The organism is Martelella mangrovi (genome assembly GCF_040545495.1).
Classification (GTDB): domain Bacteria; phylum Pseudomonadota; class Alphaproteobacteria; order Rhizobiales; family Rhizobiaceae; genus Martelella; species Martelella mangrovi.
Genome location: NZ_JBEPLY010000005.1, coordinates 180,522 through 203,325, shown reverse-complemented (window position 1 = coordinate 203,325; position 22,804 = coordinate 180,522). Strand labels below are relative to the sequence as shown.

At 60.1% G+C, this 22,804-nt stretch carries 20 protein-coding genes; 18 read left to right on the top strand and 2 right to left on the bottom strand.

What is annotated here, in order from left to right:
- Positions 1-276 precede the first annotated feature (276 nt).
- The 15 genes from ABID12_RS09850 (at position 277) to ABID12_RS09780 (ending at position 17,145) form a co-directional block, all read left to right on the top strand.
- Complete coding sequence (locus ABID12_RS09850; protein ID WP_354434066.1) at positions 277-4,158, top strand: autotransporter domain-containing protein; 3,882 nt, start codon at positions 277-279, stop codon at positions 4,156-4,158.
- A gap of 98 nt (positions 4,159-4,256) precedes the next feature.
- On the top strand, positions 4,257-5,147 hold the full coding sequence (locus ABID12_RS09845; RefSeq protein WP_354434065.1) for a VOC family protein: 891 nt from the start codon (positions 4,257-4,259) through the stop codon (positions 5,145-5,147).
- A gap of 1 nt (position 5,148) precedes the next feature.
- Complete coding sequence (kdsA, locus tag ABID12_RS09840; RefSeq protein ID WP_319520059.1) at positions 5,149-5,988, top strand: 3-deoxy-8-phosphooctulonate synthase; 840 nt, start codon at positions 5,149-5,151, stop codon at positions 5,986-5,988.
- A gap of 205 nt (positions 5,989-6,193) precedes the next feature.
- The gene (gene eno, locus ABID12_RS09835) at positions 6,194-7,468 is read left to right on the top strand and encodes a phosphopyruvate hydratase (protein ID WP_319520058.1); all 1,275 of its coding nucleotides are present in this window, start codon (positions 6,194-6,196) and stop codon (positions 7,466-7,468) included.
- 178 nt (positions 7,469-7,646) lie between these two features.
- Positions 7,647-7,967 carry an FtsB family cell division protein gene (locus ABID12_RS09830; protein ID WP_354434064.1) on the top strand — a complete coding sequence of 107 codons (321 nt, stop codon included), beginning with the start codon at positions 7,647-7,649 and terminating at the stop codon, positions 7,965-7,967.
- A gap of 147 nt (positions 7,968-8,114) precedes the next feature.
- On the top strand, positions 8,115-9,137 hold the full coding sequence (gene pdhA / locus ABID12_RS09825; RefSeq protein WP_106305412.1) for a pyruvate dehydrogenase (acetyl-transferring) E1 component subunit alpha: 1,023 nt from the start codon (positions 8,115-8,117) through the stop codon (positions 9,135-9,137).
- 17 nt (positions 9,138-9,154) lie between these two features.
- The gene (locus ABID12_RS09820; protein ID WP_354434063.1) at positions 9,155-10,543 is read left to right on the top strand and encodes a pyruvate dehydrogenase complex E1 component subunit beta; all 1,389 of its coding nucleotides are present in this window, start codon (positions 9,155-9,157) and stop codon (positions 10,541-10,543) included.
- 12 nt (positions 10,544-10,555) lie between these two features.
- Complete coding sequence (locus ABID12_RS09815; RefSeq protein WP_354434062.1) at positions 10,556-11,917, top strand: pyruvate dehydrogenase complex dihydrolipoamide acetyltransferase; 1,362 nt, start codon at positions 10,556-10,558, stop codon at positions 11,915-11,917.
- Between the two features lie 27 nt (positions 11,918-11,944).
- Entirely contained in the window at positions 11,945-12,583 is a 639-nt protein-coding gene (locus tag ABID12_RS09810; protein WP_354434061.1) for an SGNH/GDSL hydrolase family protein, read from the top strand.
- 82 nt (positions 12,584-12,665) lie between these two features.
- Positions 12,666-12,902 (top strand): HP1242/YdcH family protein, encoded by a 237-nt coding sequence (locus ABID12_RS09805; protein WP_319520055.1) that lies wholly within the window; start codon positions 12,666-12,668, stop codon positions 12,900-12,902.
- A 74-nt stretch (positions 12,903-12,976) separates the two neighbouring features.
- Positions 12,977-14,422 carry a dihydrolipoyl dehydrogenase gene (lpdA, locus tag ABID12_RS09800; RefSeq protein ID WP_354434060.1) on the top strand — a complete coding sequence of 482 codons (1,446 nt, stop codon included), beginning with the start codon at positions 12,977-12,979 and terminating at the stop codon, positions 14,420-14,422.
- 70 nt (positions 14,423-14,492) lie between these two features.
- Complete coding sequence (locus tag ABID12_RS09795) at positions 14,493-14,744, top strand: GlsB/YeaQ/YmgE family stress response membrane protein (protein ID WP_106305396.1); 252 nt, start codon at positions 14,493-14,495, stop codon at positions 14,742-14,744.
- 62 nt (positions 14,745-14,806) lie between these two features.
- Positions 14,807-15,772, top strand: coding sequence for a lipoyl synthase (gene lipA / locus ABID12_RS09790; RefSeq protein WP_354434059.1), 966 nt, complete (start codon positions 14,807-14,809; stop codon positions 15,770-15,772).
- A gap of 352 nt (positions 15,773-16,124) precedes the next feature.
- Positions 16,125-16,688 carry a P-loop NTPase family protein gene (locus ABID12_RS09785; RefSeq protein ID WP_354434058.1) on the top strand — a complete coding sequence of 188 codons (564 nt, stop codon included), beginning with the start codon at positions 16,125-16,127 and terminating at the stop codon, positions 16,686-16,688.
- Positions 16,689-16,698: 10 nt separating this feature from the next.
- Entirely contained in the window at positions 16,699-17,145 is a 447-nt protein-coding gene (locus ABID12_RS09780; RefSeq protein ID WP_354434057.1) for a type II toxin-antitoxin system RatA family toxin, read from the top strand.
- A 67-nt stretch (positions 17,146-17,212) separates the two neighbouring features.
- Here ABID12_RS09780 and ABID12_RS09775 read toward each other — a convergent pair whose 3' ends face one another.
- Complete coding sequence (locus ABID12_RS09775) at positions 17,213-17,707, bottom strand: CinA family protein (RefSeq protein WP_354434056.1); 495 nt, start codon at positions 17,705-17,707, stop codon at positions 17,213-17,215.
- The gene (locus ABID12_RS09770) at positions 17,704-18,915 is read right to left on the bottom strand and encodes a bifunctional 2-C-methyl-D-erythritol 4-phosphate cytidylyltransferase/2-C-methyl-D-erythritol 2,4-cyclodiphosphate synthase (protein ID WP_354434055.1); all 1,212 of its coding nucleotides are present in this window, start codon (positions 18,913-18,915) and stop codon (positions 17,704-17,706) included. Before ABID12_RS09770 ends, ABID12_RS09775 begins: the two co-directional genes overlap by 4 nt.
- Positions 18,916-19,061: 146 nt before the next feature.
- On the opposite strand from ABID12_RS09770, the gene dusB reads away from it, so the two are divergent.
- From dusB to ntrC, 3 genes are read left to right on the top strand one after another with little or no spacing between them, the layout of a single operon-like run.
- On the top strand, positions 19,062-20,078 hold the full coding sequence (gene dusB / locus ABID12_RS09765) for a tRNA dihydrouridine synthase DusB (RefSeq protein WP_354434054.1): 1,017 nt from the start codon (positions 19,062-19,064) through the stop codon (positions 20,076-20,078).
- Positions 20,075-21,214 carry a two-component system sensor histidine kinase NtrB gene (locus ABID12_RS09760; protein ID WP_319520047.1) on the top strand — a complete coding sequence of 380 codons (1,140 nt, stop codon included), beginning with the start codon at positions 20,075-20,077 and terminating at the stop codon, positions 21,212-21,214. Before dusB ends, ABID12_RS09760 begins: the two co-directional genes overlap by 4 nt.
- The gene (gene ntrC / locus ABID12_RS09755) at positions 21,215-22,669 is read left to right on the top strand and encodes a nitrogen regulation protein NR(I) (RefSeq protein WP_106305371.1); all 1,455 of its coding nucleotides are present in this window, start codon (positions 21,215-21,217) and stop codon (positions 22,667-22,669) included.
- Positions 22,670-22,804: the final 135 nt, after the last annotated feature.

Genomic DNA, 22,804 nt, shown 5'->3' with positions numbered 1-22,804 from the left:
TCCGATCCATCGGGGTTTGTGACGCTTCTTAGACGAAGATGCAATGGAAATGAAGGCATAGCTTGGGGTTCATGCAAAACATCGCGCAGGCCACATTAACCCATCGCTAACCATAAATATTAAGCATGACCGCAAATCGTCCGTTCTCAAGGAGTTCTTAATTCACCCCGGTGCAGAATGGCGAAAGTAACGGATGGGGCCCGTTTTTCCGAATTGCCGGCAAGCGGAACCGTTTACCGGATCGACGATTAATTTGTGCTGGAGCAGGGTAGGGTAATGAGTGTTTCAAAAGTGCGGCAAAAAGCAGTTCGCACGGTTTTTCTGAGCTCTTCCGCACTGGTCCTGCTTTTGGGCGCGCCCGGTTTTGCTGCCGACTTCGAATGGACCGGAGCCGAATCGACGGACTGGTATACGGCCAATAACTGGCTGGAAAACGGCAACCCGACAACGAACACGCCGAAAACCGGTGACAATGTCACCATCAACACGCTGACCAACGCGCCGATACTGCCGAGTGATCGTGGAACAGAATATATCAGCACCTTCATTATCGGCGATACAGCGTCGGGACGGGTAACGTCAGATGCCACCATCAATGGTGAGCGGACCAGAATCGGTGAAACGGCAAGTGGCAACGGATTGCTGATACTGAGCAGCGGCGGCAAGATTCAGATGGATAATTCCATCATCGTTGGTGATGCCGGCACCGGACAGCTTGATATGGCAGACGGCGCAACGGGGCAGACGGCTTCCCTGATTCTCGGCAATGCTGCAGGCAGTACAGGGCTGATGCGGCTCACCGGCGCCGGCACCGAGATGCGAACCTATGGCACCGGAGAAAACGGCCTTTCAATCGGAAACAGCGGCAGCGGTCGTCTCGAGCTTACAAGCGGTGCGCGGATCGTATCGGATCAGGCAATCCTTGGGCGCAATTCCGGTGGCGAGGGCGTTGTCCTGCTTTCCGGCGCCGGCACCGAATGGAACGGCTACGGCGCAACGACGATCGGCAGCAGCGGCATCGGGACCGTGATTGCCCAGAGTGGCGCACATGTGATCAGCGGTTCGCTGACCATTGGTGAAAACGTGTCGTCGCTCGATAATGAGGCGACCATATCGGGCAGCGACTCGCTCTGGAACGTCTACAACGATATTTCCATCGGCGGTAATGTAGACGGCGGCGGCACGGGTGGCTCGGGCACGCTTTCCGTCCTCGACGGCGCAACGATGACCGGTAGCAACGCCTATATCGGCAATGTTGCCAACGGCGAGGGCAGCCTCACTGTTGATGGCGCGGGCTCGAAATTGCAGCTTAGCGCCGCGCTCAGGGTCGGGCAGGACGGCGATGGCAGCCTGACCGTTTCGGATGGCGGTTCCGTCACGGCCGATCAGGCCGTTCTCGGCTCCAATGCCGACGGGGAGGGTGGCATCCTGATCACGGACGCCGACAGCAACATGTCTCTCACCAACGGGATGACGGTCGGCGCGGGCGGCGAAGGTCTGCTCTATCTCGACAATGGCGGTTCGCTGAATTCCAATGGCGGTATTATCGGCCGGAATGCGGGAAGCATCGGCATCGTTGGTATCGACAATGATGCGACCTGGACCAATACGTCGAGCATGGAGATCGGCTCCGGTGGCGAAGGGCTGCTTGAAGTTCTCGGCGGAGGAACCCTCACCAGCCGGACGGCTGAGATCGGAACGGCTGGTACAGGCGTTGGTGTTGTTGGTGTCGGTGGCGCCGGCTCATCCTGGACGGTGAATGGCGGGATAACCGTCGGTGCGGCGGGAACCGGTTCGCTTTTGCTTTCCGACGGTGGCGTTGTCACCAGTAGTCAAAGCGTTGTCGGCTCTGCCGCTGGCTCCAGCGGCGATGTCCAGATCTATGGCGCCGACAGCAATTGGGATATCAACGGCGACCTGACTGTCGGGCAGAACGGCGCGGCTCTTCTGGTGGTCGGCGACGGCGGCATGCTGACGGCGGACACGGTCGATTTTGCTGCGAATTCGGGCTCCCTGGGTGTGCTGGTGATTGGCGGCGTGCCCGATGACAGCGCCCGCGCGCCGGGTGTGCTCGACGTGGACGACGTGTCGTTCGGCGATGGCCAGGGGCTGATTGTCTTCAATCACACGGCGACGGATTATGAATTCACCCGGGCAATCAGCGGTACGGTTGATATCGATGCGCTGGCCGGTACGACGATCCTGACCGCGGACAATACCAATGAAGGCGATACCCATATTGCCGCCGACGCCGAAATCCAGGTCGGCAATGGCGGCACAACCGGCACGCTGAATGGCAATGTCGAAATCGACAGCGATGGCGTTCTGGGTTTTGACCGCTCGGATGAGATCGCGTTCAAGGGCACGCTTTCAGGTGCCGGGTCGGTGGCGCAGCGCGGTTCCGGCACGCTGCGGCTGACGGCCGACGGTGACGACTTTACCGGAACGTTTGAGGCTGAGGACGGAACGCTTCTGGTTGACGGGGCGCTGCGCGGTTCCACGGCCGATGTGAAGGCGGGTGCTGCCTTTGGCGGCGCAGGCACGATCGGCTCGACAACGGTGCGCACCGGCGGCACTTTCCTTGACGGCGACGATGAGGGCGCAATCACCGTTGACGGCGATCTGACATTCGAAAGCGACGCCACCTATGTTTCGGTCATCCAGACCGCTCAGGAAACGGCAACAGTCACGGGCACGGTTGCCTTTGACGATACCCGGATCGATCTCGATTTCGCCGATGGCGGAGAGCTGAAGAAGCAATACACTCTGCTGGAAGCCGGTGAGATCACCGGCAGCTGGGAGGACACGACTGACGAAACGCTGCCGACTCAATTCCGTGGCACCATCACGCAGGATGCCGACCGCCTGAACATGTCGCTGGCCTATGTTGGCGGCGATTTCAACTTCTCCGCACTCGGCGCGCGCGTCAACGCGCAGCTGGTCAAGGCTTTCGATGACGGCGCAGCGCTGACCGGAACGCTGTCTGCCGGCATGTTGCAGTCGGGCGGTGCCTATGAAGCGGCGATGACCACGCTTGGCGGCGAACTGGGCGTCAACGCCTCGATGACGGCCAATCTCGGCATGCAGAATTTCCTGCGTCGTTCATCCAATCCGAGCCGCTTTCTTGCCGGCTGGCGTCCGATCGAGGAGACGCCCGACGATGAAGACAGCCTCCCTGCGGCAGAGGAAACCGCCGCGCTGGCCTACTGGAACCTCGGCACCCCGCGCAGCAGGCAGCCGCAATGGGACTGGGCAAGTGCCGGCCGCGCCGCGCCCTTTGCGCCATTCGCACCCTATTCGCCCTTCACGCCGGCCAACACCGTCTGGCTCGAATATAACAATGAAACCGCCAGTGTTGACGGCGACGCGGCCGCCGGCAATTCCGGTGCCGACATCGAGGGCAATACGGTGGAAGGCGGCTATATCGCCCAGATCGATGACGCCACATCAATCGGCTTCGTCTTTGGCGGTGGCGACATCAGCTACGATCAGAGCGAACAGGACGGCAGGGCCGACGATCACTCCCTGCACGCCGCCATCACGGCAGCCGGGCAGACCAAGGAAGGGCTTTACGGCGTCGCCACGGTCGGTGTCGGCATCGACGATATTGATACGCGCAGAACGGTCAGCCTCGGCAATGCCACCGATCAGCTGCGCGGCAGCTATTCGGCCACCACGTTCGGCGGTCGCATCGAAGCCGGCGGGCGCATCGTCAATAACGGCATAGCCTTCATTCCCTTCGCCGCGGCAAGCGCGGTTTACACCAGCGCTCCGGGCTACAAGGAAGAGGTCGCCAGCGGTGTCGGCAGTTCGGCGCTTGCCTATTCCGATGCCAGCCTTTTCCGCGGGACCGTCGAGGCCGGTGTCGGTTTCGATACGGCGGGAGGTGACCGGGTCGGCCGGCTTTCCTTCAATTCGCGCCTGTCCTATCTCTATCGCTACGGCGGCGGAGGCGACGCAAACGCACACTTCCTCTCGCTTCCCGGCTACGGCTTCTCTATCTCGAGCAATGCGCCGACCGGTAGCGCCGTTGCCGCCAATATCGGTGCGCGGATACAGTTGACGCCTCAGGCCGATCTGTCTCTTGGCGCCTATGGCGAATGGGGTGCGGAGTATTCGGCGCTGATCGCCTCGGCAAAACTGCGCTACATCTGGTAGGCGCAAGCGGCCAGACAAAGACTTCAGGCGGCGGCAAGACGCCGCTTGAAGATTGCCGCCTTTCATGCCATCAAGGACGCCGATAAAGGAGGAGCGTCATGTCTCTTTCGCACCGTATCCAGCGTCCGCTTGATCATCTTGTCCTGCCGGTCGTTGATCTTGCGACGGCGCGGCTTCGTCTGAGTGCGCTCGGTTTCAGTGTTGCCCCCGATGCCCGCCATCCCTTCGGCACGGAAAACGCCTGTGTGTATTTCGCCGATGCGACATATCTCGAGCCGCTGGGGATCGCGGACCTTCAGGTATACGAGAATCATGTGCGCCAGGGCGCGGAATTCGTCTCCAGGGATCGCGCCTTCCGGTTTCGCGTTGGCGAGGACGGGTTGTCGGCAGTCGTCTTCAAAAGCGAAAATGCCGAGGCCGATCATGCGTCTTTCGCCGAGGCAGGCATCGCGGCGGGCGACCTCTTCAGCTTTACGCGTAAATTTCAGCGCGACGACGGCAGCGAGGCCGAAGCGGGCTTCCGGCTGGCCTTTGCGGCGGACTTGCGCGCGCCGGACATGTTCTTTTTCACCTGCGAACGGCTTGCCGCACTCAGCCCGCCGGATGATTTGCTGGCGCACCAGAACGGTGTCACGGGCATTGCGACCGTGCTGATCGGTGAAGATAATCCGATGGAGTTCGAAGCGCTTTTGCAGCAGCTCAGCAATTGTCACGACATCGATATTCATCCGCATGGCGTCACCGTCGAAGGCGCCGGCGCCGGTTTTTCGATCTTCACCCATGAGGCTCTTTCCTCCCGCTACGGCATTGCGCCCCTTGCCACGGGCCGCGGGCTTGTCGGACGCGGCATCGTGTTCGAAACGGTGGACCTTGCCAATACGGGCGATATTCTGCGTCAAAACGACATCATTCACGAAACCGCGGACGATTTGATCCGCGTGCCGCCGGCCTCCGGGCAGGGCGTGACATTCATTTTCAAGGAAGCATGACATGAACAATCGGACCGTTTCGGCGGGCGAGGGTGCGGCAAACGTCGCCTTTTCCAACAGCGCAAAACTGTCGCTGATCGCCGGGCCCTGCCAGATGGAAAGCCGCGACCACGCCTTCATGATGGCCGGGAAGCTTGTCGAAATCTGCAAGGCGGCCGGGATCGGTCTTGTCTACAAGTCCTCTTTCGACAAGGCCAACCGCACCTCGCTGAAGGCCGAGCGCGGCATGGGAATTGAAAAATCGCTTGAGGTTTTCGCCGACCTGAAGAAGGAATTCGGGTTTCCGGTGCTCACCGATATCCACACCGAAGCCCAGTGCGCCGAGGTGGCGACGGTTGTCGATGTGTTGCAGATCCCGGCGTTTTTGTGCCGCCAGACGGACCTTTTGATCGCCGCCGCGAAGACCGGCCGCGTCATCAACGTCAAGAAGGGGCAGTTTCTGGCGCCCTGGGACATGAAGAACGTTCTCGCCAAGATCGTCGACAGCGGAAACGACAATGTGCTTCTGTGCGAGCGCGGCGTTACCTTTGGCTACAACACGCTGGTATCCGACATGCGCGCGCTGCCGATCATGGCTGAAACCGGCGCGCCGGTGATTTTCGATGCCACCCATTCGGTGCAGCAGCCGGGCGGGCAGGGCGGTTCCACCGGCGGCCAGCGTGAATTCGTGGAGACGCTGGCGCGGGCAGCCGTTGCCGTCGGCGTTGCCGGTGTTTTCATCGAAACCCATCAGGACCCCGACAATGCGCCGTCCGATGGCCCGAACATGGTTCGGCTTGATGATATGCCGCGGCTTCTTGACAAACTTCTCGCTTTTGACGCAATCGCGAAGGAAAGATAAGTTCCAGACAGGGGATTTCGGTTACGTTTTTAACGATACCGCCCCGAAAATTTTTCATTCGTCATAGTCCCGACGAGTGAAGTGCTTTATGCCGTTTTGCTGCAATGTGCCGGTTTCCCAAGACACCGTGCGTATTCAGGAAAATTCCAGCGCTCAGGCGCGTCCGTTACAATTTCGAACAGCAAGGTCCGACAGGTAGACAGACATGACGACAATCACCGACATTCTCGCCCGTGAAATCCTCGACAGCCGTGGCAACCCCACGGTCGAGGTCGATGTGTATCTGGAAGACGGCACCATCGGCCGTGCAGCCGTGCCCTCGGGCGCTTCGACCGGCGCCCATGAGGCGGTTGAGCTGCGCGATGGCGGTGAACGCTATCTCGGCAAGGGCGTCGAGAAGGCCGTGAACGCGGTCAACACCGAAATCCTAGAAGCCGTTGTCGGCATGGATGTCGAAAACCAGATGGAAATCGACCAGACCATGATTGAGCTCGACGGCACCCACAACAAGGGCCGCCTCGGCGCCAACGCCATTCTCGGCGTATCGCTCGCGTCCGCCAAGGCTGCCGCAACGGCAACCGGCCTTCCGCTTTACCGCTATGTCGGCGGCACCTTCGCACATCAACTGCCGGTTCCGATGATGAACATCATCAATGGCGGCGAGCATGCCGACAACCCGATCGACTTCCAGGAATTCATGATCATGCCCGTCGGCGCCGACACGCTGCGCGACGCGGTCCGCATGGGTTCGGAAATCTTCCACACGCTGAAGAAAGAGCTTTCGGCCGGCGGTTACAACACGGCCATCGGTGACGAAGGCGGGTTTGCGCCGGCTCTGCCCAGCACGATTTCCGCACTCGACTTTGTCATGAAGTCGATCGAAAAGGCCGGCTACAAGCCCGGCGACGACATCATGCTGGCCATGGATGCCGCTTCGACCGAATTCTACAAGGACGGCAAATACGTCATGGAAGGCGAAGGCAAGACGCTTTCCTCCAGCGAGATGGTCTCCTACCTTGAAGACCTGATCGGCAAATATCCGATCTTCTCCATCGAAGACGGCCTGGCCGAAGACGACTGGGACGGCTGGAAGGAACTGACGTCGGTTCTCGGCGGCAAGTGCCAGCTCGTTGGCGACGATCTGTTCGTGACCAACACCAAGCGCCTGAAGGACGGCATCAAGATGGGCGTGGCCAACTCGCTGCTCGTCAAGGTCAACCAGATCGGCTCGCTGACGGAAACGCTCGACGCTGTCGAGACCGCCCACAAGGCCGGTTACACCAACGTCATGTCGCATCGCTCGGGCGAGACCGAAGACGCCACGATTGCCGACCTCGCCGTTGCCACCAATTGCGGTCAGATCAAGACCGGTTCGCTGTCGCGCTCCGACCGTCTGGCCAAGTACAACCAGCTGATCCGGATCGAGGAAGAGCTGGGTGCACAGGCCGTTTTTGCCGGCAAGTCGATCCTCAAGGGCTGATCGTCTGAAGGCGAATTGATTGCTCTGATTTGCGATGCCCGCGGCCTGGTGCCGCGGGCATTTCTGTTTTGATCCGATAGGCGATTTCGGTGTCGAAACCGCATGAGGATTTAGTCTTGGTTAAGGTTACACCGCTAAGGTCCGGTTCAGTGTATTGCGTATCATTCCGGACAGCTCCATGTGGACTCGCCATCATAAACCACGGCTTTACGGCCGCCTTGTCGTTCCCGCGATTGCGGCGTGTTTCATGAGCTATTTCGGCTATCACTCGATCCATGGTGATTACGGGATGATGGCCGCCAAGCGATTCGAAGCGCACAAGCAGATCAGCGAACGCAAGCTTGAGAAGCTCACGGCCGAACGGCAGGCCATGGAAGATCGCGTCCGGATGCTGTCCGACGGCTCGCTGATGAAGGATGCGCTCGATGAGGAGGCGCGTTACGCGCTCAATCTTCTCAAGCCGGATGAAATCGTGATTTTCGACCGAAATCTCAAATAAATCGAATTCAAGTTAATTCGATTATTATTGTTGTTTATCAAATGGATATATAAGTCATTTTTGCGGTAAATCTAGCATTGCCGTGCCGCACAAAACGCCTTATTGTGACCGCCAACTCCACGTCTTTCCTTCAAAAGGAGGTCTTGAATGGCGGCTCAAACATCCGGTTCACGGAAATCGTCAAAAAAAGAAGAAAGCGCCAAGATTGCGGAATTCGACCGCGATCAGGAAATGCACGCCTATCGTGAGATGCTCATGATTCGCCGTTTCGAGGAAAAGGCCGGCCAGCTTTATGGCATGGGCTTTATCGGCGGCTTCTGTCACTTGTACATCGGCCAGGAGGCCGTTGTCGTCGGCACGCAGATGGCGCTGCAGGACGGTGACCAGATCATCACCAGCTATCGCGACCATGGTCATATGCTCGCCACCGGCATGGAAGCCCGCGGCGTCATGGCCGAGCTGACCGGCCGCCGCTCCGGCTATTCCAAGGGCAAGGGCGGCTCGATGCATATGTTCTCCAAGGAGAAGGCCTTTTACGGCGGTCATGGCATCGTCGGTGCACAGGTTCCGCTTGGCACTGGTCTGGCGTTCGCCAACCAGTATCGCGACAACGGCAAGGTTGCGGTTGTCTATTACGGTGACGGCGCGGCCAATCAGGGCCAGGTCTACGAAAGCTTCAACATGGCCCAGCTGTGGAAGCTCCCGGTCGTCTATGTTGTCGAAAACAACCGTTATGCGATGGGCACGTCCGTCAGCCGTTCGTCGGCAGAGACCGACTTCTCCAAGCGCGGTGCCTCCTTCAGCATCCCCGGCAAGCAGGTCGACGGCATGGATGTGCGCGCGGTAAAGGCTGCGGCCGAAGAAGCCGAAGCGCATGCGCGTTCCGGCAAGGGACCGATCATCCTTGAAATGATGACCTATCGTTATCGCGGTCACTCGATGTCCGACCCGGCGAAATACCGGACCAAGGATGAAGTGCAGAAGATGCGCTCCGAACACGACCCGATCGAGCAGGTGAAGCAGCGTATGATCGAGAAGAAGTGGGCCACCGAAGACGAGCTGAAGGCGATCGACAAGGATGTCCGCGCCGTCATCTCCGATGCGGCCGATTTCGCCCAGACCGATCCGGAGCCCGATGTCTCCGAGCTCTACACCGATATCCTGCGCTAAGACGGGGAGGGATAAAGATGCCTACCAATATTCTCATGCCGGCTCTCTCTCCGACGATGGAAGAGGGCAACCTGACCAAATGGCTCAAAAAGGAAGGCGACAGCGTCGCCGCCGGTGACATTCTGGCCGAAATCGAAACCGACAAGGCGACGATGGAAATCGAAGCCGTCGATGAAGGCACGATCGGCAAGATCCTCGTTGAGGAAGGTGCGCAGGGCGTAAAGGTCAACGCGCCGATCGCCGTTCTTCTCGAAGAAGGCGAAAGCGTGGACGATATCGACGCCTCGGCCACCAAGCCGCCGGAAGAAACCAAGGCGCCCGAAGTCGCTCAGGAAGAAAAGCCGCAGGCCCCGCCGGAAGCCATTCCGGCCCAGCCGAAAGCTGTCGAGCCCGCATCCGATCCGGATATTCCGGAAGGCACGGAAATGGTGTCCATGCAGGTGCGTGAAGCGCTGCGTGATGCCATGGCCGAGGAAATGCGCGCCGATGAAGACGTGTTCGTCATGGGCGAGGAAGTGGCCGAATATCAGGGCGCCTACAAGGTGACCCAGGGCATGCTTCAGGAATTCGGTCCTCGCCGCGTTGTCGACACGCCGATTACCGAACACGGCTTTGCCGGTGTCGGCATCGGTGCGGCGCTGGCCGGTCTCAAGCCAATTGTCGAATTCATGACCTTCAACTTCGCCATGCAGGCGATGGACCAGATCATCAATTCGGCGGCCAAGACCCATTACATGTCCGGCGGACAGATGGAATCGTCGATCGTTTTCCGCGGTCCGAACGGCGCGGCTGCCCGCGTTGCAGCACAGCATTCGCAGTGCTACGCCTCCTGGTACAGCCACATTCCGGGCCTCAAGGTGATCATGCCTTACACGGCGGCCGACGCGAAGGGCCTTCTCAAGGCCGCGATCCGCGACCCGAACCCGGTTATCTTCCTGGAAAACGAAATCCTCTACGGTCACAAGTTCGATGTGCCGAAACTTGACGATTTCGTTCTGCCGATCGGCAAGGCCCGTATCCACAAGCCCGGCAGCGATGCCACCATCGTTTCCTTCGGCATGGGCATGTCCTACGCCATCGAGGCAGCGGAAAAGCTGGCGGAAGACGGCATTGACGCCGAGGTCATCGACCTGCGCACCATCCGCCCGATGGACCTGCCGACCATCATTGAATCGGTGAAGAAGACCGGTCGTCTGGTCACCGTCGAGGAAGGTTTCCCGCAGTCCTCCGTCGGAACCGAAATCGCCACGCGCGTCATGCAGCAGGCTTTCGATTATCTCGATGCGCCGATCATGACGATTGCCGGCAAGGACGTTCCGATGCCGTATGCCGCCAACCTCGAAAAGCTGGCGCTGCCGAATGTCGGTGAAGTCATCGATGCGGTCAAAGCCGTCTGCTACAAGTAAGGGAGCCGATTGATGCCCATCAAGATTACGATGCCGGCACTTTCGCCGACCATGGAAGAGGGCAACCTTTCCAAGTGGCTGGTGAAGGAAGGCGACAGTGTTTCCTCCGGTGATGTGATTGCCGAGATCGAAACCGACAAGGCCACGATGGAAGTCGAGGCCGTGGATGAGGGAACGGTTGCCAAGCTGGTGGTCCCGGAAGGCTCTCAGGGCGTGAAGGTGAATTCGCTGATCGCGGTTCTTGCCGAAGAAGGCGAAGACGCTGCCGAAGCCGCCAAGGCGGCCGAAGGCGGCGACGCCGCACCGGCGCCTGCCGCCAGTGAAGCGTCCAAGGCTGAAGCGCCCAAGGCCGAGGAAACCGCCAAGGCGCCGACGCCGTCGGCCGACACGCCTGTTCCCGAGCCCAAGGCGCCGGCTGCGCCGAAGGCTGACGGCGAGCGTATCTTTGCCTCGCCGCTGGCACGCCGTCTGGCAAAGGAAGAGGGGCTTGATCTGGCAGCTCTTTCCGGGTCGGGACCGCATGGCCGTATCGTCAAGCGCGATATCGAAAAGGCCGTCAGCGAAGGTGTCGGCAAGGCCGCACCGAAGGCGGAAGCCGCCGCCGGTGCTCCGGCCACAGCGCCGGTCCCGCAGGCCCAGTCGGAAGATGCAATCCTCAAGCTGTTCGAGGAAGGCTCCTACGAGCTTGTGCCGCATGACGGCATGCGCAAGACGATTGCCAAGCGCCTGCAGGAGAGCAAGCAGACCATTCCGCATTTCTATGTGACGGTGGACTGCGAACTGGATGCGCTTCTGGCGCTTCGCAGCCAGCTCAACAAGTCGGCCCCGGTCAGGGATGACAAGCCGGTCTACAAGCTTTCGGTCAACGATATGGTGATCAAGGCCATGGCGCTGTCGCTGCGCGATGTGCCGACGGCCAATGTTTCCTGGACCGACAGCAACATGGTTGTTCACAAGCATGTCGATGTCGGCGTTGCCGTTTCCATTCCGGGCGGTCTGATCACGCCGATCATCCGCAAGGCCGAGGAAAAGCCGCTGTCCGTCATCTCCAACGAGATGAAGGATATGGGCAAGCGCGCCAAGGAAAAGAAGCTGAAGCCCGAGGAATATCAGGGCGGCACCACGGCGGTCTCCAATATGGGGATGATGGGCGTCAAGGACTTTGCCGCCGTCGTCAACCCGCCGCACGCTTCCATTCTGGCGGTTGGCGCCGGCGAGAAGCGCGCGGTCGTCAAGAATGACGAGATCACCATTGCCACGGTCATGTCGGTCACGCTTTCGACCGATCACCGCTGCGTCGACGGTGCTCTGGCGGCCCAGGTGCTGTCGTCCTTCAAGGGCTACATCGAAAATCCGATGTCGATGCTGGTCTGAGGCGGTCCTGGGCAGGGATGATACGCAATGAAAACAGTTCTTTGTTACGGTGATTCCCTGACATTCGGACATGATCCGGCCGGAAACGGCCGCCATGCCCATAAGGATCGCTGGCCGATGGTGCTGCAAAAGGCTTTGGGGGAGGGCGTTGAGGTTCTCTCCGAAGCCCTTGGCGGCCGCACCACAGCCTATGATGACCACACGGCGGCAGCCGACCGCAACGGCGCGCGCATTCTGCCGACGTTGCTTGCCAGCCATACGCCGCTCGATCTGGTCATCATCATGCTGGGCACCAACGACCTCAAGCCGTGGACCGGCGGCGGGGCATTTGCCTCGCGCAGCGGCCTGAAGCGGCTGATCGAGATCGTGCGTTCGCATCCCTATTCATTCGGTGACGATGCGCCGGACATTCTCGTGGTCTCGCCGCCGCATGCGGTGCCCACGGCGAATGATACCGGCATGGGTTTCCTGAAGGGTATTGTCGAACAGTCGCAGATGCTCTCGACCTATTACAGCGAGATCGCCGACGATTTGGGCTGCGGTTTCTATGATGCCGCATCCGTTGCAACGGCAAGTCCGATCGACGGCGTTCATCTGGACGCGGACAACACGCGGGCGATCGGCCGCGGTGTCGAGCCGATGGTCCGAATGATGCTCGGGCTTTGATCGCAGGTGACGGAAATCAAGGAGGACGATCTGCCAGAGGTTAGCGTTGGATATAAGCTTCAATCAAAGGAGGAAATATCCAATGTCGAATACACCGCACGAACTGGCTGATGAATTCCCCGATCTTGTCGAGAAGATGCATGCTCTGAAAGCCGAGGATGCACGGTTTGGCAAACTCCTCGACGAGTATCACGACATAAACCGCGCGGTTCATCGCGCGGAAACAAGGGTCGAACCGACCGACGACGCGCATATGGAAGACCTGCGCAAGCGCCGGATGGTTCTGAAAGATGAAATCTATGGAATGCTGACACGCTGAACGCGGCGGCATTCCCCGAAAAGAGGCCGGACAGGCTTATGCCATCCGGCGCCTTCGCAAAGGAGATGTGCCCCGTGTCCCAGAACTATGATGTTATCGTCATCGGCGCCGGTCCCGGCGGTTATATCGCTGCCATCCGCGCTGCCCAGCTTGGTCTGAAGACCGCCGTTGTCGAGCGCGAGCATCTGGCCGGCATCTGCTCCAACTGGGGCTGCATTCCCACCAAGGCACTGCTGCGCTCCGCCGAAATCCTCGATTTCAGCAATCACGCCAAGGAATACGGCCTGACAGTCGAGGGTTCGGTCAAGGCCGATCTGGAAGCCATCGTCAAGCGTTCGCGCGGCATTGCCGAGCGCATGAATGCCGGCGTCGGCTTCTTGATGAAGAAGAACAAGGTCGATGTGATCTGGGGCGAGGCGACGCTTTCCAAGCCCGGCGAGGTCACCGTCTCCGACGTGAAGAAGACGATCGTCGAGCCGCAGGCGCCGAAGCCGAAGAACACGCTCGGTTCCGGCACCTACACGGCCAAGCACATCATTGTCGCCACCGGCGCCCGCCCGCGTGCGCTTCCGGGCATCGAGCCGGACGGCAAGCTGATCTGGACCTATTTCGACGCGCTGAAACCGGCCAAGCTGCCGAAATCGCTGCTGGTCATGGGCTCCGGCGCCATCGGCATCGAATTCGCCTCCTTCTACCGTTCGCTCGGTGTCGAGGTGACCGTTGTCGAGGTGATGAAGCAGGTGATGCCGGTCGAGGATGCCGAGATCGGCAAATTCGCCCAGAAGCGGCTTGAAAAGCGCGGCATCAAGATCATGCTGGAAGCCAAGGTGGCCAAGGTCGAGAAGGGCAGCGACAACATCACTGCGCATGTCGAGACCAAGGACGGCAAGGTCGAAAAGATCACCGCAGACCGGATGATCTCGGCTGTCGGCGTTCAGGGCAATATCGAGAATATCGGCCTTGAAAAGCTCGGCATCAAGACAGATCGCGGCTGCATTGTCATCGATGATTACTGCAAGACCAATGTCGAGGGCGTCTATGCCATCGGCGATGTCGCCGGTCCGCCGATGCTGGCCCACAAGGCCGAGCACGAGGCTGTCATCTGCGTCGAAAAGCTCGCAGGCGAAAAGAACGTCCATCCGCTCGACAAGCGCAAGGTTCCCGGCTGCACCTATTGTAATCCGCAGGTCGCCTCGGTTGGTCTCACTGAGGCCAAGGCCAAGGAAGCTGGCTATGACGTGCGCGTCGGCCGCTACAGCTTCGTTGCCAATGGCAAGGCCGTGGCGCTCGGCGAGGATCAGGGCATGGTCAAGACGGTGTTCGACAAGAAGACCGGTGAGCTTCTGGGCGCCCATATGGTCGGCGCGGAAGTGACCGAACTGATCGAGGGTTTTGTCGTCGCCATGAACCTGGAGACGACCGAGGAAGAACTGATGCACACCATCTTCCCGCACCCGACCTTGTCGGAAATGATGAAGGAAAGTGTGCTCGACGCTTACGGGCGTGCACTGAACGCGTGATTCCTCTATGGTGGCGGGGCAGGCTTTTATTGGCCTGCTCCAAAACCGAGAGAGGAAGGGAGACGCATTTATGGAAGAGCAGGGTGTAGGCTGGATTGCCGCCATCGTCATCGGCGGTGTTGCCGGGTGGCTTGCCGAGAAGTTCATGAAGTCCGATATGGGCATCCTCATGAACATCATCCTCGGCATTGTCGGGGCCATTGTCGCCAACGCCATTCTGGGCGTGTTCGGCATTGCCCTTGGTGGCTGGCTTGGCTACCTGATCGCCGGTTTTATCGGCGCCGTGATCCTGATCTGGGTCGGACGCCTGATAAAGCGCTGACAGAAGTTTGCAGGAAAAGTTGGCCGGGCCCCTTCGGGCTCGGCCGCCAACAAGGGTGAAACATGGTTACGCTTCTTGATACCACAGCCCCCAAGCGGGTGCGCCATCCGGAAAAGGCTCACAAGCCCGATACGGAAATCATGCGCAAGCCGGACTGGATCCGGGTAAAGGCGCCGACCTCCAAGGGCTATCAGGAAACCCGCGGGATCGTGAAGGAAAACAGACTGGTGACGGTCTGCGAGGAAGCGGGCTGTCCCAATGTCGGGGAGTGCTGGGAGAAAAAGCACGCCTCGTTCATGATCATGGGCGAAATCTGCACCCGCGCCTGTGCCTTCTGCAATGTTTCGACCGGCAAGCCCGGCGCGCTCGACCAGAGCGAGCCGGAAAATATCGGCAAGGCCGTCAGCCAGATGGGCCTTCAGCATGTGGTGATCACCTCTGTCGACCGAGATGACCTCGCCGATGGCGGTGCGGAGCATTTCGAAAAGGTCATCCGCGCTATCCGGGCAGCATCGCCCTCGACCACGATCGAGGTGCTGACGCCTGACTTCCTGCGCAAACCCGGCGCGCTGGAGCGCGTTGTGGCCGCACGTCCCGATGTGTTCAACCACAATCTGGAAACCGTACCGTCCAATTATCTGACGGTGCGCCCCGGTGCGCGTTATTTCCACTCCATCCGCCTGCTTCAGCGGGTCAAGGAACTGGACCCGAACATGTTCACCAAATCCGGTATCATGGTCGGTCTCGGTGAGGAGCGGAACGAAGTGCTGCAGTTGATGGACGACCTCAGGACGGCCGATGTCGACTTCCTGACCATCGGTCAGTATCTGCAGCCGAGCCGCAAGCATCACCGCGTGGTCAAGTTCGTCACGCCGGAAGAGTTCAAGTCCTATGAAACGGTGGCCTACACCAAGGGCTTCCTCAAGGTTTCGGCCAGCCCGCTGACCCGCTCGTCACACCATGCCGGCGAGGATTTCGCTGAGCTGCGCGCAAACCGCGCGAAGAAGCTGGCACAGGCCGCCGAATAAGCATCAACACCCAGCCTTTTCGACGGGCGTCATCCTCGGGCTTGACCCGAGGATCTAATCAACCTTCCGCGCGAGAGGTGCTGGCGTTCGTTGATATACTTTATTTTAGTCCCCTTTTGTCCGACACGCCTGTCGTGTTGACGTGTGATCAGATGCTCGGGACAGGCCCGAGCATGACGGCGGAGAATGGGGAGGTGTTCTCGGCGATCTGAGAGCGTTCTCCTCTCACCGATACTCAGATGACAGAGAGGCTAGGCCGCACCTTCTCTCCCATCACTGGAGAGCGGTTGATTCGCTCTGCTACAACCGCTAAAGACCCCAGCTCCGGTTCTCTGGAAAAGGGGAGCATTTCATGAACCGTATCGACATTTCGGAGGCTGCCGCGCGACTGAAGACAGCACGGCGGATCATGGTGCTGGGGTGCTCGGGCAGCGGCAAATCAACACTTTCGCGAAAGATCGCGGAGCGTTTCGGCCTTCGCCACATCTCGATGGACCGCGACGTGTTCTGGCTTCCGGGCTGGGTGATGCGCGACAAGGCCGAGATCCGGTCGCGCGTGGAAAGGCTGGCGCAAGGCGAGGCCTGGGTGTTCGACGGCAACAACACCGAAACAATGCCACCCCGAATGGCCCGTGCCGACCTCATTCTCTGGCTTTCCCCGCCGCGCCGGGTCAGTCTTTGGGGCGCTCTCAAGCGCATTCCCATATCCTATGGCCGGGTGCGGTCCGATATGGCGCCCGGATGCCCCGAGCGCATCAACATTGAATTCCTGCGCTACATCTGGAGTTTCAACCGCAAGACATTGCCAAAAATGGAACGGATAGTGGAGGAGAAGGGTGGAGCTCTGCCGGTCTGCCTTTTGAAATCGCACCGCGCCGTCAACGAATTGCTTGCGCTTTCCGCTCGGGACCATTAGCTGAAAAACCATGCCAGAGTTCAAGACAACACGACATGTCCACCATTCAGCCGACCGGATGTTCGACCTCGTTGCCGACGTTGAACGTTATCCCGAGTTTCTGCCGCTTTGCGAGGCTCTGTCGATCCGCTCGTCGCGGGAAAAGGACGGCAAGACCCTGCTGATCGCCGATATGACGGTCGGCTACAAGGGTATTCGCGAGACCTTTACCACGCAGGTGCTGCTTAACCGCGAAGAGCGCCGCATCGATGTCAGCTATATCGACGGCCCGTTCCGGTTTCTGGATAATTGCTGGCATTTCCAGCCGGAGGGCGAAAGCGCCTGCGCCGTTCAGTTCTATATCAACTACGAATTCAAGAACCGCATTCTCGGCGCGATGATGGGCTCGATGTTCGACCGGGCCTTCCGCAAGTTTTCCGAAGCCTTCGAGGCACGCGCCGACAGGATTTATACCTAGTCCTAAGGACCGGAACGATTTTGAAAGTGGCTAGGCGAAAGTCGTAGCCATCACTACGGCGAGGGTATTACGACTGAATCAGGCCTTCGAGCATGCCAAGCGCGGTCTGCACCGTGGCAATGCGGATGCCGTCGCGGCCGATGTCGCCATAGCGGCTTTCGATATGGTGGAGGCGTCCCTTGCGGTCACGCGCTGCAAGATGGACGAGGCCGACAGGCTTTTCGGGCGTTCCGCCGGAAGGACCGGCGATGCCGGTCACGGCGACGGCCAGGTCGGCGCCCGATCGCCAGAGTGCCCCGGCCGACATCTGCAGCGCGGTTTCGCGTGAGACCGCACCGACCGTTGCCAGCGTTTCGGCGCTGACCCCGAGCATGTCCATCTTCGCCTGGTTGGAATAGGTGATATAGCCCCGGTCGACGACCGCGGAGGAGCCGGCGATATCGGTCAGCGCACTGACAATCATTCCGCCGGTGCAGCTTTCGGCGGTGGCAATGGTCTTGCCGGCTCTGGTGCAATGGTCGACGAGAAGCCGGGCCCGTTCTTCGATATCCGCGTTGATCATCGCATGTTTCCGTAACTGACGCTCGCCGTGGCAATCGCGGCGATCCCCTCGCCACGGCCGACGAAGCCGATGGTTTCGTTTGTCGTGGCCTTGACCGAGCACCGCGCCAGATCGATGCCAAGGCAATCTGCGATTTTCTGCCGCATTTCATTGCGATGCGGGCCGACCTTCGGCGCCTCCGCGATCAGGCTGACATCGGCATTGAGGATGACGCCGCCCTTGTCCCGCACGATCTTTGCGGCATGTGCCAGAAAGATGTTGGACGCCGCTCCCTTCCATTGCGGATCGGACGGCGGGAAATGATCGCCAATATCGCCTTCGCCGCAGGTCGCGAGCAGGGCGTCCGTCAGGGCGTGGAAGGCGACATCGGCATCGGAATGGCCGGAAAGCGTCATGTCATGGGGAATGCGCACGCCGCAAAGCGTCACCCCGTCGCCGGGCACCAGCTTGTGCACGTCATAGCCGTTTCCGGTGCGGATATCGGCAATCAGGTTCTGGGAAAGCTTTTCGTCTGCCATGGCGAGGTCTCTCCGGAAGGTCAGTTTCACATTGTCGGCAAGTCCGTCGACAAGCCGTACGCCAAGACCGGCCCATTCGGCGATGCCGGCGTCATCGGTAAAATCGAAACGCTGTTCGGCAGCGGCCCGGCGGTGCGCGTCGAAAATGACGGCAAAATCGAAGGCCTGCGGGGTCTGCGCGGCGAAAAGCCCGGCCCGCGGCACGGTTCCGGCCACCATGTGATGCGCATCGGCCTGCTTCAGCGTGTCGGCCACGGCAATCGCCGGCAAAACGGCATTGTCGCCGGCCTTCAACGCCGCGCAGATCCGCTCGATCAGCGGTGCGTCGAAAAAGGGCCGCACAGCGTCGTGGATCAGCACGTGGCTGGGATTGGCCCGCTCCAGTGCCTCAAGCCCGTTCAGGACAGATTGCTGGCGGGTGTCGCCGCCATACACGAACTGAATGCCATCGGCCTGCCGCACATGCGACAGAGCGTCACGGAAAAGCGCCTCGTCATCCGGGTGAATAACCACGACGATACCCGCGCTTGCGCCGGCCCATTCGACAAAGCCCGACAGGGTGTGGGAAATCACGGGCATGCCGCCGATAGGGCGGTATTGCTTCGGGCCTTCTTCGGGAACGCCGGCCCTTTCCCCTCGGCCTGCGGCAACCACGACAACACCGGGATTGAAGCTTTTGCCTGCTGCCATGATCAGATATGTACCTGTCTGTTGATTCCAGTTGGCGCGAACTTACCCGGATTGCGCCAATTTTCCAGCATATGCCTAATTTTTGTGAAGTATTAGCGAAATCGCTTGGCAAACGGCCACGGCTTGTCTAAAAATAGGGCAAAATGATGTGCTGCATGAAAGATAGCCATTTGCTTCGCAATAATCCATCGGATTCCTTTGAGATTGGCAACGTCCGGGTTCGCAATCGCGTCATTCTGGCACCGATGTCCGGCGTTACCGATCTGCCGTTCAGGGAACTCGCCTTCTGCCATGGCGCGGGCCTTGTCGTGACCGAAATGATCGCAAGCCGCGAGCTGACATTCAATACCGCCGAAAGCTGGGTACGCCTGAAGGGCGCGGGGCTCAAGCCCCATGTGGTGCAGCTTGCCGGTCGCGACCCCGCCTTCATGGCGGAGGCTGCCCGTATCGCCGAGGCCAATGGCGCCGATATCGTCGATATCAATATGGGCTGCCCGGCAAAAAAGGTTGTCGGCGGCTATACCGGTTCGGCGCTGATGCGCGAGCCGGAGCGGGCGCTTGCCATTATCGAGGCCACCGTTGCCGCCGTCGATGTGCCGGTCACGGTCAAGATGCGGCTTGGCTGGGATCATGAAAGCATGAATGCCCGCGAGCTTGCCGCCCGCGCGCAAGATGCCGGCGTTCAGGCTATCACGGTGCATGGCCGGACCCGCATGCAGTTTTACAAAGGCAGTGCCGACTGGGATGCCGTGGCTGCTGTCGCCGACGTCGTCAGCATACCTTTCATCGCCAATGGCGATATCGAAACCCGCGAGGATGTAGACAATCTGCTGTCGCGCAATGGCATCACGGCGGTGATGACGGGCCGCGGCTGCCAGGGACGGCCATGGCACGCAGGTTTCCTGGCCGGCGCGCCGGACCTGCCACAGGCCGTCAAGGCGGGAATAGCACTGGAACATTATCGCAAAATGCTGTCATTTTACGGAACCGAGGTCGGCGTACGCCACGCCCGCAAACATCTTGGATGGTATATCGGCCGGCTTGTGCCCGGTATCGATGCCGCTGAAAGAACCCAGATCATGACCGAAACAAATCCGGATCGCGTTATCGCCCGGCTGGATGCCCTGCTGACGCACGCGAGCGAGGAAAGGAAAGCCGCATGACCACCACCGATGGCGGTATGCGCAAGGCTGCCGAAATGGTCGCTCTCGAAGTGCTGAACGCGATTCAGAATCCCGTCGTGCTGATCGAGAAAGACGGCCGGATTTCCTATACGAACTGGGAAGCCGAGGTGTTTTTCGGTGCAAGTGCGGCCCATCTGGCGCGCAAGGCACTGACCGATTTCATCCCCTTCGACAGCCCCTTGCTGGCCCAGATCGAGCAGGTGCGCGAACGCCGCGCGCCGGTCAATGAATACCGCGTTGATCTGTCCTCGCCGCGTCTTGGCCAGGACAAGCTGGTGGATATCTATGTCGCGCCGGTGGGAGAGGAGGGCTCCGTGGTCCTGGTTTTCCAGGTGCGTTCCATGGCTGACAAGATCGATCGCCAGCTTGTGCATCGCGCGGCGGCGCGCTCGGTCACGGGGCTTGCCTCGATGCTGGCGCATGAAATCAAGAACCCGCTTTCCGGCATTCGCGGTGCGGCCCAGTTGCTTGAGACCAACGCCAGTGACGATGACAGGGCGCTGACCCGTCTGATCTGCGATGAATCCGACCGGATCGTCTCGCTGGTGGACCGTATGGAAGTGTTTTCCGACGAACGGACGATCGACCGCGTGCCGCTCAACATCCATTCGGTGCTCGACCACGTGAAGGCGGTGGCAAAAGCCGGTTTTGCGCGCGATATCAAGATCATCGAGGAATATGACCCGTCCCTGCCGCAGGTTTTTGCCAATCGCGACCAGATGGTTCAGGTGTTCCTCAACCTGGTCAAGAATGCAACGGAAGCGGTCGCCGACAAGCCGGATGGCGAGATCATCCTGACATCGGCCTACCGGCCCGGCATCCGTATGTCGGTGGCGGGAACCCGCGAAAAGATCTCGCTGCCGCTGGAATTTTGCGTTCAGGATAACGGACCGGGCGTTCCGCCCGATCTTATGCCGCATTTGTTCGATCCTTTCATCACCACCAAACCGAACGGTACGGGACTGGGGCTTGCCCTGGTTGCCAAGATCATCGGCGCGCATGGCGGGATCATCGAATGCGAGAACATGAAAGGTCGCACGACATTCCGGATCCTGATGCCCGTCTCCAAGGATGTCCTGCAGGAGCAGGCCAACCCGAAAATGGAAATTGAATAGATGACAGCCACGATACTTGTCGCAGATGATGACGCAGCCATCCGTACGGTGCTGAACCAGGCGCTGAGCCGTGCCGGTTACGATGTCCGGATCACCTCGAATGCCGCAACCTTGTGGCGCTGGGTGTCCTCGGGCGAGGGCGATCTGGTGCTCACCGACGTGGTCATGCCGGACGAAAATGCGTTCGACCTGCTGCCGCGCATCAAGAAATCACGGCCCGAACTGCCGGTGATCGTGATGAGCGCGCAGAACACCTTCATGACGGCGGTGCGGGCATCGGAAAAGGGCGCTTATGATTACCTGCCCAAACCGTTCGATCTGACCGAGCTGATCGCCATTGTCGGCCGGGCGTTGTCCGAACCGAAACGCAAGCCGGCGCCGCTTGGCGACGACATGCAAGACGGTATGCCGCTCGTCGGCCGGTCGGCTGCCATGCAGGAAATCTACCGGGTTCTGGCGCGTTTGATGCAGACCGACCTGACGCTGATGATCACGGGTGAATCAGGCACCGGCAAGGAGCTGGTGGCGCGTGCGCTGCACGATTACGGCAAGCGCCGAAACGGTCCGTTCGTTGCCATCAACATGGCGGCGATCCCGCGTGATCTGATCGAATCGGAATTGTTCGGCCACGAAAAAGGCGCGTTCACCGGCGCTCAGACCCGGTCCTCCGGCCGTTTCGAACAGGCCGAGGGCGGCACGCTGTTTCTGGATGAAATCGGCGACATGCCGATGGATGCGCAGACGCGGCTTTTGCGCGTTCTCCAGCAGGGGGAGTACACCACGGTGGGTGGACGCACGCCGATCCGCACAGATGTGCGCATCGTTGCCGCCACCAACAAGGACCTCAAACAGTCGATCCATCAGGGCCAGTTCCGCGAGGACCTCTATTATCGCCTCAATGTGGTGCCGCTCAGACTGCCGCCGCTGCGCGAGCGTGCCGAGGATATCGGTGACCTTGTCCGCCATTTCATCAATGAAGGCGAAGTCGAAGGGCTTGGCGGCAAACGGTTCGAACAGGCCGCCATCGACGCCATGAAGACCTATCCGTGGCCCGGCAATGTGCGCGAGCTGGAAAACCTCGTGCGCCGGCTGATGGCGCTCTATCCGCAGGACGTCATCACCCGTGAGATCGTCGAGCAGGAGCTGCAGGCCGATCAGCCGGAAGCGCCTGCCGAGGGCGCACAGGTGCGCAGCGGCATGCCGACCATCGCCCAGGCCGTCGAGGAGAACATGCGCACCTATTTCGCCAGTTTCGGCGAAAGCCTTCCGCCCTCCGGCCTTTACGAGCGGGTTTTGAACGAGGTCGAATACCCGCTTATCCTGGCGGCACTCACGGCCACGCGCGGCAACCAGATCCGCGCGGCGGACCTGCTCGGCCTCAACCGCAACACGTTGCGCAAGAAAATCCGTGAGCTGGGTGTTTCGGTCTACCGCAGCTCGCGCTCTGCATCCTGATTTTGCCCGGATTGACAGGGGACTGGCAGCTTTCCGTTGCATTTGTGCCACAATCTGTTGCATATCCTCACCATAGGATGGAATCGCGGTGATTGCGCTCACCTTTACCGCGCGTGTCCTTGAGCGTTCTCGCCG